We start from the raw sequence: 9,923 nt of genomic DNA on the forward strand, positions 1-9,923 counted from the left end.
GGTAGAAAGTACTCGTTCAGCGCCAAACTAGAGGGAAGCGAAGGCAGCCACGTTGTCGGGAAAGCCCTTAAGTAGCTCGATCACGATCTCTTCCTGAACTGAGATGGGGTCTGCTCTCGTCGTGTCATCGTCTCCTGCGCGAATATCCTTCTTTAGAGGCCAAAGTCACCAATGATGCCCGTTGGTGCCTGACGCGCCGAAGTTGGTCGTGAGCACGGTCGGCGTGCCTCCCCGGCTGCTGGTGTACCCGCAGGGTGGTTGGGGATGGGGTTGTGCGCCTTGGTGTTTGGGGGCTGCTACCAGCTTCCTGCCACGCTCCGCAGCCATATGGCCTTCCCAATGACCATCCCGGCATGCCGATCCACTGTGCGAGATGGGGGTAGGCTCACCTTTGCTCGACCCTTCGGATCATCCTGCCCCGCATTGGCATAGGTGAGAAGGCGTACGACGTCAGCGGGCACCCAGGGTCTACACTGCTGCCGAAGGTCAAATACGAAACATGACAGCTATCCATGCACAGCCATTCCCCACATCTGTGAAGACACTTGCCCCAACGTTTTGTGACTTTCGGCCCTATGAAGCGGGCTAGCGGTCCAGCGCAAAACCACGATGCCCTCCCAAGGGTGTGCCGCGCACACCCAGTATCACCCCGGCACTGGGTGTTGGAGTCGTGTTCCTCGACCGCATCGGGCTGCGTGCTGGAAGCCGAATTGCCGTGCCGGTGCCCATGTTTCACGCGTTCGGGTTCGGGATGCTGTTGCTCACGGTTATACTCGGCGGCACGCTGCTGACGAGACGCCGGTTCGACGCCGAAGCAACGCTTGCGCAGGCGTCGTTGCATCGCGCGCATGCGCTCGCCGCGGTCCCGGTCATGCTCGCCCGGATTCTTGACCTTTCGGACGAGGTGCGGGCGCGAAACCGGGTTCCGTCGCTGCGCGTGGTGATCTCCGCCGGGGCACGCCTGGATCCGAGCCTGGCGCAGCGGTTCATGGACGCCTACGGCGAGATCCTCTACAACGGCTACGGCTCCTCGGAGGTCGCGATCGGGTCGTTTGCCACGCCCGCCGATCTACGGGAGGCACCGGAAACGGTTGGCTGGCCGGTTGCCGGCTGTCCGGTCGAAATTTTCGACGAGAACGACAGTCCCGTCGGGCCGCACGTCACCGGGCGGGTGTTCGTGGGTGGTGGCCTGAGGTTCGACGGCTACACCGGCGGCGGTGGCAAGGATGTGGTCGCCAGGATGACGGACACCGGGGACATGGGCTACTTCGACGAGGCGGGGCGGCTGTTCATCGTCGGCCGCGAAGACGACATGATCGTCTCCGGCGGAGAGAACGTCTACCCCAGCGCGGTTGAGAACGCGCTCGGCGAACATCCCGACGTGGCCGACCACGCGGTGATCGGTGTCCCGGATGAGGACTTCGGCCAGCGGCTCGTTGCGTTCGTCGTCCCCCGCCCGGGCGCCGACATCGATGAAGCAAAACTGCGGGAGTACTTGAAGGACCAGGTGTCTCGTTTCGAACAACCGCGGGACGTCATCGTCGTCGCCGAGATCCCGCGCAATCCCACCGGCAAGGTGCTGCGAAACGAACTGCCGACATGAGTGGCGACGCTGCTGGGGCCGGCGCGTCTTGATTCGGCGCCAAAGCTGAACATGGCTTAACCAAGCAGACGCTGCGGGACATTAACCCCAATCTGGTTTTGGCGCGATTGTTTTGGCGGAGATGTTCGCGGTTGCGGCTTTTTCTTGTCGACTGTTTATGTACCACCAAACACTGGTGCGACTTCGGTGCCGTCGATTTGTTACCGGTCATTGAGTGCCGGACTTGTTGTCAAGGGGACGCAGATGGACGATGTCGCCCGCCGACACCGCGACGGACTCGCCGTCGCAGTCCACGACGAGCCGGCCCTCCCCATCGATCGCGCGCGCCGCGCCGACGAGTTTGCGGTCCCCGGGCAGCACCGCACGAACTTCGGATCCGATCGTCACGCTGCGGGCGCGGTAGTCGGCGATCAACTTTTCGTCGAGGCCGCCCGCTAGGCGCCAGTTGATGATGCGCGTACCAAGCTCGGACAGCAACCGGCGCACCAGCCGATCCCGATCGGGTGCCGCCACGCCGACGTCGAGCAGCGACACCGCCACCGGATCGCCCGCTTCTTCGGCGCTCAACGTGACATTGAGCCCAATCCCGATGACGACCAACGTCTTCGGAGCAGCCACCTCCGAGAAGATGCCAGCCAGCTTGCGGTCGCCGACCATCACGTCGTTGGGCCACTTCAGACCGGCATGGACGCCGGCCTCGGCCGCCACGGTGTCGACCACCGCCACGCCAGCGGCAAGCGGTAGCCAGCCCCAGTGGTCAACCGGTACGTCCGCGGCCCGCACGCCCACCGACAGCGTGATCTGTGCCCGCGGGGCCGCGGACCAACTCCGGCCCATGCGCCCATGTCCGGCGGTCTGGTGTTCTGCGATCAAAACCATCCGGTCGATGTCTTCACCGGCAGTCGCACGCGCGAGTAGATCCGAGTTGGTGGATCCGGTCTCGTCGACCACCTCGACATAACGCCATGGCCGCCCCGGGCCCGCCACCTCCTGCCGCAGTGTTGTGGCATGCAGCGGGCGTCGCAATCTGTCGCGATCCATATCCGGAGCCTATGTCGCCGCGCCTACCGCCGCACAGTCGAGTGGGGGGACGGATACGAGAAGTTCGATGAGCTGCGCAGGCTGCTCACGACTGCGCTTGACGAGCTTGAGACCGCAACCCGAGAGCTGACTGCAATCGAATTCAGCTAACTGCCATATAAATTCAGCTAACTGCCATATAGGTTGAAGACATGAGGCCAGAATGCAACGGTCGAAGGATACGGGCTTGCGCCCGCGATCGCACGGGGTATCCCGCCACCGCTTCGAGAAGGTCCCTGCCACGTCGGACCCCCCAGGCGACACTGGTCGGTGAAGTTTGCCAGGGTAGACGTGACGGTGGCGTCGCAACAACCATTGCTGCGGCGGTTTTTATGGCGACGGTCGCTGCGGCCCTGTGACGGCGCGGCTCGGAAAGGACACCAATGGCGGGGCGGACGGTCATCATTACCGGCGCCAGTGATGGCATCGGCGCCGCTGCTGCAGCCAGACTGAGCCGAAGCGGCGAGAACGTGGTCGTGGTGGGCCGATCCGAACCGAAAACAACCGCCGTCGCGGCAGGGTCAGGTTCTCGTATTCGACCGAGCTAAGGTCGGTTTCGGCAACCATAACTGTGTAAACCTTCGGCTCGATGCAACAGACAAGTTGACGATGTGACAGAAAGCGGATTGAGACAAGCCTTGTAATCTCCGTGTGCGCCATCTCCAGGCACACCGTGGTGAAACGTCACTGTGGCGAATCCTCGGGCGGCGGGCCGGGCGATGTGAGCTAACAAGGCATGTCGACGGTTTCTATGCCGACTACGCTTTTCGTCGGTTGTACATGAACATGTATACAACGACAGCGGCGAGGGCGACCGCGACTACGAGCTGCACTTCGTAGGATCTGCCGACATGGATGTCATCTATGACCCACACTAGGTTCATCCCCAACAGCACCACGACAGGTGCTGCTTGAGGGCGGCCAGTTCTGCGCGTAGTGCATCGGGAATGGTGTTGGTACCGATGGTCGCGTACCACTCGTCGATCAGGCTGGTCTCGGCGAGCCACTCCTCGGGGGAGAAGTTCAGTGCGGCGGCGATTTTGGCCCGATCGAACCTTAGCCCGGTCAGGTCGAGGTCGGCGATGCGCGGCACGTTTCCGATCGGTGTCGGGTTGGCCGTTGCTCGGCCGTCGATGCGCTGCAGAGCCCATTTGAGGATCCGGCAGTTCTCCCCAAACCCGGGCCAGAGGAATTCGTCGTCGTCGCCGCGGCGGAACAAGTTGACGCAGAAGATCTTTGGCAGCCGGTGGCGGTCCGCCTTGGTGCCGATGTCGAGCCAGTGGGCGAAGTAGTCGCCGACGTGGTAGCCCAGGAACGGCAGCATCGCCATCGGGTCGCGGCGGACCACCCCGACTGTGCCGGTGGCCGCGGCGGTGGTTTCCGAAGACAGCGTGGAGGCGAGGAATACCCCGTGCTGCCAGCTCAGGGACTCGGTGACCAAGGGGATGGTGGTTGCGCGGCGACCGCCGAAGAAGATCGCCGAAATCGGAACCCCGGCCGGGTCATTCCATTCAGGGGCGACGGTCGGGCATTGCGCGATCGGGGTGCAGTACCGCGAGTTCGGGTGTGCCGCAGGGTCACCGGCGGTCGGGGTCCAGTCCCGCCGCCGCCAGTCGGTCAAGTGGGCGGGCGGCGAACTGGTCATCCCTTCCCACCAGACGTCTCCCTCGTCGGTGAGCGCGACGTTGGTGAAGATGGAGTTGCCGCGTTCGATGGTGGCCATCGCGTTCGGGTTGGTGTGCCCACCGGTGCCGGGGGCGACGCCGAAGAATCCGGCTTCGGGGTTCACGGCGTAGAGGCGGCCGTCTTCGCCGAAGCGCATCCAGGCGATGTCGTCGCCGATGGTTTCGGCGGTCCACCCCTTCAGGGTCGGTGAAAGCATGGCCAGGTTGGTTTTACCGCAGGACGACGGGAACGCCGCGGCGATGTAATACACCTGCTGCTCGGGGGAGGTGAGTTTCACGATGAGCATGTGTTCGGCCAGCCAGCCCTCATCTTTGGCCATCTTGGAGGCGATGCGCAGCGCAAAGCATTTCTTGCCGAGCAGGGCGTTGCCGCCGTAGCCAGAGCCGTAGCTCCAGATGGTGTGTTCCTCGGGGAAGTGGGAGATGTATTTGGTGTGGTCACACGGCCACAGGACATCTTGCTGTCCTGGCTGCAGCGGCGCGCCGACCGAGTGCAGGCACTTGACGAATTCGGCTCCCTTATCGAGCTTGTCCCACACCGCGGTTCCCGAGCGGGTCATGATCTGCATGCAGACCGCCACGTATTCCGAATCGGTGACCTGCACCCCGTACTTGGGTTGGGCTGCATCCAACGGCCCCATGCAGAACGCGATCACGTACATGGTGCGCCCGGCCATCGCGCCGCGGTACTCCTCGGTCATCTCGGTTTTCATGTCGACGGGATCCATCCAGTTGTTGGTGGGGCCGGCGTCGGATTGCTGCCGTGAGCAGATGAAGGTGCGGTCCTCGACACGGGCCACGTCCTCGGGGTCCGATGCGCACCAGAACGAGTTGGGCTTGCGTGACAGCCGCACGAAGGTGCCCTTGTTCACCAGACGTGTTGTCAGGCGCCGCCATTCGTCGTCGCTGCCGTCGCACCACACCACCTGCTCGGGTGTGGTGAGCGCAGCGACGCACTCAACCCAGTCGATGACCGCGGAGTTCGTCGTTGGGGCGCTGGCGTGTGCGGGCACGGTGGTTGTCATGCGAATCTCCTTGGGTGTTATCGGTGTTGGTCGGTGAGAGTCTGTGATACGTGGTGGGCGATGGTGCTGACCAGCTGCGAGTCATCCAGTTCGGGCAGCACATGCAGGGTGGGGGTGACCAGGGCCACCGCGTGGGCGGCGGCGGCCAGATGCAGAACGTCCAGTGCCGTGACGCCGTGCCCGCACAGCGCGCCGAGCAGTCCGGGCAAGACCAGTGCGCCGAAGTCGAACGGGTCGTGTGGAATCGTCACGGCCCGGTCCCAGGCGACCAGCATCGGTGCGGCTGCCTTCGGACAGATCACGATGTCGTTGTGTTCCATCAGTCGGTTCAGCGGGTAGTGCTGGGCGTCTCGCGGATGCCAACTGGTGAGGTCGCCGATGCCGCAGGCGATCAGGATCGGCCCAAGCAGCGGCGCCGACTCCGCGCCGGCCATCGCCACTCGGGCTCGCTGGCGCTGCACTCCTCGGGATCGCAACATGGCCATCACCGCGGCGGCCTGTGCCGCGGTCACCACGTCGATCTCCGCGATGACCAGCTGCCCTGCGGCTTCGGCGACCCAGCGCTGCACCGCCGCGGACTCCGGTGCGCCCAGGCCGACGACGAACGCCGCCGACAACCGTGTCCGGTGACCGGTGATGGCCGACGCGACCGTGCCCACGTCGCCTCGCGCCAGTGGCAGCGCCACGGCGTGCATCGGCGTCCGGTCGCTGAGCAGTGCCACGTAGTCCTGCGTCGCCAGCCACGACGACCGCGGCGGGTAGGGCAGGTCGACCGTCGCGGTGGCGGCGACCCCGATGACGCCGACATGGACACCGGTGAATCCCGGGCCGCCCTCAGGTGGTGCCGGTTCATCGCCGTTGCTGGCGAGATTGTTAGTCACCATCGGCATCCATCTCCGCACTCCGACCCACCTGATGTATTGAGTTTAGAAATTTTGCAAGTAGTAACAGGAGAGCCGTCCCCGTCGTTTCGGCCCGCATCAGCCGATGGCCTCGCCGATCACTGCGGGCAGGTCTTCGAGGAGTTCAGCCTGGCCGGCGACCACTCCGGTGAGGATGGCCCGCGCCACAGCCAGCAGTTCGGCGACCCGTGGCGAGGTCAGCGTGTAGGACACCGACAGCCCTTCACGCCGGGCCGTCACCAAACCGGCGCGCCGCAGGACAGACAACTGTTGCGACAGGTTAGCGGGCTCGATGCCGACCTCGGGCAGCATTTCCGACACCGCGTATTCACGATCGCTGAGCAGCTCGAGTATTCGGATGCGAGCGGGATGGCCAAGCGTTCTGAAGAAGTCTGCCTTCATCTGATACAGGGGCTGGCGCGACTTGGCCACCACGGCGCCTCCTTCGATGTCAGGGCATTCTCAACGGGGTGCGTGTTTCCCTACTCTACTAGTTGCGCATTTCAGCAAGTTAACGGGCCGGGGTCGCGAAGTGTTGTCGCAGCGCGTCTGTTCGTGTCCGCGCCGGTTCGGGTCACAGGTCGTTGCCGGCGTAGGACAGGTTGAAGCTTTTGTTGGCCAGTGGGAAGTCGGGGACGATGGTGTCGGTCATGGCGACGGGCAGGGCGGGCCAGTTGAACCAGGACGGGTCGACGATCTTGGCGCGGGTGATGGCAGCGTCGGCGCCGATTTCCACGCGGTGCACGATGGTGCCGCGCCACCCCTCGACGATGCCGACGCCGCTGGCCGATCCGTGGATCGGCGGTGCTGGCGCGCTGTATTCGGTTGGGCCGGTGTGTGACTCGATGAGGTAGCCGGCCAGCGCGGCGGACGCGGCGAACTCGTCGCGTCGCACGGTGTAGCGGGCCAGCACGTCACCGGCGGGCCCGGTGATCTCGGTGACGGGCAGTACGGTGGTGGGGTGTTCGAGTCGGGCGTCGGTGCGCATGCCGCTGGCGCGGGCGACGTATCCCAGGCAGCCCAGCGCGCGGGCGTCGTCGGGGCCAAGCACGGCGGTGCCGGTGAACCGGTCGTTCACGACGGTGTTGCGCAGGGTGAGCTCGGCGACCTCGGCGAGGTCGGTGGCGATGGACCGCAGCGCTGCGGGGTCGGGCAGAGTGTGCAGCACGACCGCGCCGGGGCGGATGGCGCCGCGCAGCAGCCGGTGCCCGGTAACGGCGGCGTTGAGCCGCAGCAGCTGTTCGCGGATCCGCTGGGTGTGCGCGTTGGCCAGGGCGAAGCCGACGTCGTTGGCCAGGGCGCCGAGATCGGCGGCGTGGTTGTAGAGCCGTTCGAGTTCGACCAGCAGGGCCCGCATCCGATGCACGTCGTCGGGCAGCTCGATGCCCAGCGCGTCTTCGATCGCCAGGCTGTGGGCGAGCGCGTGCGCGGCCGACGTGTCGCCGCTGACGCGTTCGGCGAGATCAACAGCGCCGGTCGCCAAGCGGCCCTCGAAGAGTTTCTCCAGGCCGCGGTGCGCGAACCACAGCCGCGCCTTGAGCCGCAGCACGGTTTCGCCGACGACGGAGAATCGGAAGTGCCCGGGTTCGATCAGACCGGCGTGCACGGGGCCGACCGGGATCTCATACACCCCGGGGCCTTCGACGGTAACGAACGGGAAATGGCCGGCGGTCGCGAATTCCGGTGCGGGGCCCGCGCCGACGCGCATGGGATGCCAGTCCTCGGGCCAGTGAGCGTGCCGCACCAGCCGGCGCGGTTTGGGATGACCGATCGGGCGGATTCCGTACAGGTCAGCCATTTCCCGCTCGAATCTGCCGGCCGGGAACGACAGATACGCCAGTGACCGAAGCGCCGGATCGCCCGCGGGCACACAGCTTTCGAGCTCGATTCGGCGGTCCGGCCAACCCGCCAGGAACAGATAGACGATCCGTATCCTGTCACCGTCGTCGTGCGCGGCCGCCAGCGCCAGACGGAAGCCCTGCGCGAGGAGGTCTTCGGCGAGGTCGGCGCAATCGTCGTCGGATACCCGGTGGCGCACCCAGTCGAATCTCATCGCAGCGCCCCGACTTGGCTTGCGGCGGTGGTGAACAGGCCGGTCAGCGGGCCGGCGGTAACCCCCAGCGCGATCGAGCCGGCGATCCCCGCCAGCAGCGCCGCTGCCACGGTCACCGGCACGGTGATCGACGGCGCAGCCGCGGTCGGGGCGCCCAGCAGGATGCGGCCGCCGTTGCGGACCAGCGCGGCGAATGCGATCGCGATCAGCACCATTCCCGCGGCCAGGACCCAGGCCAGCCGCGCGTCGGCGAGCGAGCGGGCGATGGCCAGCTCGCTGGCGAACATCGCGAACGGGGGCAGGCCAAGCAGCACGATCAGACCCACGGCGAAGGACACACCGACCAGCCGCGAGTGCCGCACGACCCCGGTAAGGTCGGCGATGGCGGCGGAGCCGTGGGCGACCTGCAGCTGCCCGCCGGCCAGGAACAAGACCGTTTTGCCGATCCCGTGGGCGAGCACGTGCAGCAGCAGCGCGGCGATCGCCAGCGTGGTCCCCGCGGCGGCCGTGATCGCGATCAGGCCCATGTTCTCCATCGACGAATACGCGAGCATCCGTTTGACGTCGGACGTGACGGTCAGCATCGAGGCGGCGATCAGCAGCGTGGCCAACCCGATCACCAGCAGCCCCGAGCGCAGGAATGTCGGGCCGGCGGCCGTGTCGATGATCGGTTTGATCCGGATCAGCACCGAGAACGCCACCGACAGCAACACCCCGCTCATCAGCGCCGACACCGGTGCCGGGGCCTGGCTGTGCGCGTCGGCCAGCCAGGTGTGAAACGGGAACAGGCCGGCCTTGGCGCCGTAGCCGATCAACAGCAGCCCAGCGGCCAGCCGGGCGACCCCGGGGTCCAGACCGCTGGCATGCGCGGCGAGCACGTCGAGGTCCAGCGCGTGGGCGGCGGGTGCGCCGGCGTGCTGCGCGGCGAAGTACAGCAGCACCGTGCCGAGGAAGGCGACCGCGATGCCCACCGAGCAGATCACCACGTATTTCCACGTCGCTTCCAACGCGGTCCGGGTGCGGCGGTGCCCCACCAGAAACGCGGTGACGATCGTGGTGGCCTCGATGGCGACCCAGATCACCCCAATGTTGTTGGCGCACACCGCAAGAACCATCGCCGCCAGGAACGCCGACGTGAGCACCCCGTACAGCCGTGCGCTGCGGGTGTCGGTGTGGCCGTGGGCGAGTTCGGCCTCGACGTAGCCGATGCCCGCCCAGGCGGCCAGGGTGCCGACCACCCCGATGACGATCAGCATGGTGGCCGTGAGCGCGTCGGCGCGCAGCAGCCCGCCCAGCGCCAGATACCGCCCGGACCCGACGCGCAACCCGAGCAGAGCACCGCACGCCAGCACCGTGATCGCCGAGGCCACAGTCAGCGTCACGGTGGCGCGGCGCCACCCGGCCACGAGGTGGGCGATCGCCGCCAGGACCGGGGCGAGCATCGGGGCGAGCAGCAGTGCGGTCATCAGTCCCGCAGCTCGCGTAGCTGGTCGAGGTCCGCGCCGCCGAAGGCGCGCCGCAGCCGGCCGGTCAGTACGCCGATCACGATCACCGCGAACAGCACGTCCAGCGAGG

Annotated in this window: 6 protein-coding genes and 3 pseudogenes; 2 read left to right on the forward strand and 7 right to left on the reverse strand. The window is 66.3% G+C overall.

Annotation, left to right across the window (positions count from 1 at the left end; all coding sequences use genetic code 11):
• Nucleotides 1–616 precede the first annotated feature (616 nt).
• Nucleotides 617–1,603: pseudogene (locus tag ACLQI9_RS07095) on the forward strand (AMP-binding protein); the annotation flags it as partial.
• Nucleotides 1,604–1,810: 207 nt separating this feature from the next.
• Here ACLQI9_RS07095 and ACLQI9_RS07100 read toward each other — a convergent pair.
• Nucleotides 1,811–2,644 carry a biotin--[acetyl-CoA-carboxylase] ligase gene (locus ACLQI9_RS07100; protein ID WP_442376381.1) on the reverse strand — a complete coding sequence of 278 codons (834 nt, stop codon included), beginning with the start codon at nucleotides 2,642–2,644 and terminating at the stop codon, nucleotides 1,811–1,813.
• 422 nt (nucleotides 2,645–3,066) lie between these two features.
• Between ACLQI9_RS07100 and ACLQI9_RS07105 the strand changes: the two are divergent.
• Nucleotides 3,067–3,201 (forward strand): annotated as a pseudogene (locus ACLQI9_RS07105) (SDR family NAD(P)-dependent oxidoreductase); the annotation flags it as partial.
• Nucleotides 3,202–3,563: 362 nt separating this feature from the next.
• Here ACLQI9_RS07105 and ACLQI9_RS07110 read toward each other — a convergent pair.
• From ACLQI9_RS07110 to ACLQI9_RS07135, 6 genes and pseudogenes are all read right to left on the reverse strand, one after another.
• Complete coding sequence (locus ACLQI9_RS07110) at nucleotides 3,564–5,393, reverse strand: phosphoenolpyruvate carboxykinase (GTP) (RefSeq protein WP_442391396.1); 1,830 nt, start codon at nucleotides 5,391–5,393, stop codon at nucleotides 3,564–3,566.
• Nucleotides 5,394–5,410: 17 nt separating this feature from the next.
• Nucleotides 5,411–6,274 (reverse strand): hypothetical protein, encoded by an 864-nt coding sequence (locus ACLQI9_RS07115; protein WP_442391398.1) that lies wholly within the window; start codon nucleotides 6,272–6,274, stop codon nucleotides 5,411–5,413.
• A 99-nt stretch (nucleotides 6,275–6,373) separates the two neighbouring features.
• On the reverse strand, nucleotides 6,374–6,730 hold the full coding sequence (locus tag ACLQI9_RS07120; protein WP_442378140.1) for an ArsR/SmtB family transcription factor: 357 nt from the start codon (nucleotides 6,728–6,730) through the stop codon (nucleotides 6,374–6,376).
• A 139-nt stretch (nucleotides 6,731–6,869) separates the two neighbouring features.
• Nucleotides 6,870–8,348: a hydrogenase large subunit gene (locus tag ACLQI9_RS07125; protein ID WP_442391400.1), complete on the reverse strand. Its 1,479-nt coding sequence runs from the start codon at nucleotides 8,346–8,348 to the stop codon at nucleotides 6,870–6,872.
• Nucleotides 8,345–9,814 carry a proton-conducting transporter transmembrane domain-containing protein gene (locus ACLQI9_RS07130; RefSeq protein WP_442380738.1) on the reverse strand — a complete coding sequence of 490 codons (1,470 nt, stop codon included), beginning with the start codon at nucleotides 9,812–9,814 and terminating at the stop codon, nucleotides 8,345–8,347. Before ACLQI9_RS07130 ends, ACLQI9_RS07125 begins: the two co-directional genes overlap by 4 nt.
• Nucleotides 9,814–9,923, reverse strand: a pseudogene (locus ACLQI9_RS07135) (hypothetical protein); the annotation flags it as partial. The pseudogene ACLQI9_RS07135 and the gene ACLQI9_RS07130, both read right to left, overlap by 1 nt.

Source organism: Mycobacterium sp. (assembly GCF_052143115.1).
Classification (GTDB): domain Bacteria; phylum Actinomycetota; class Actinomycetes; order Mycobacteriales; family Mycobacteriaceae; genus Mycobacterium.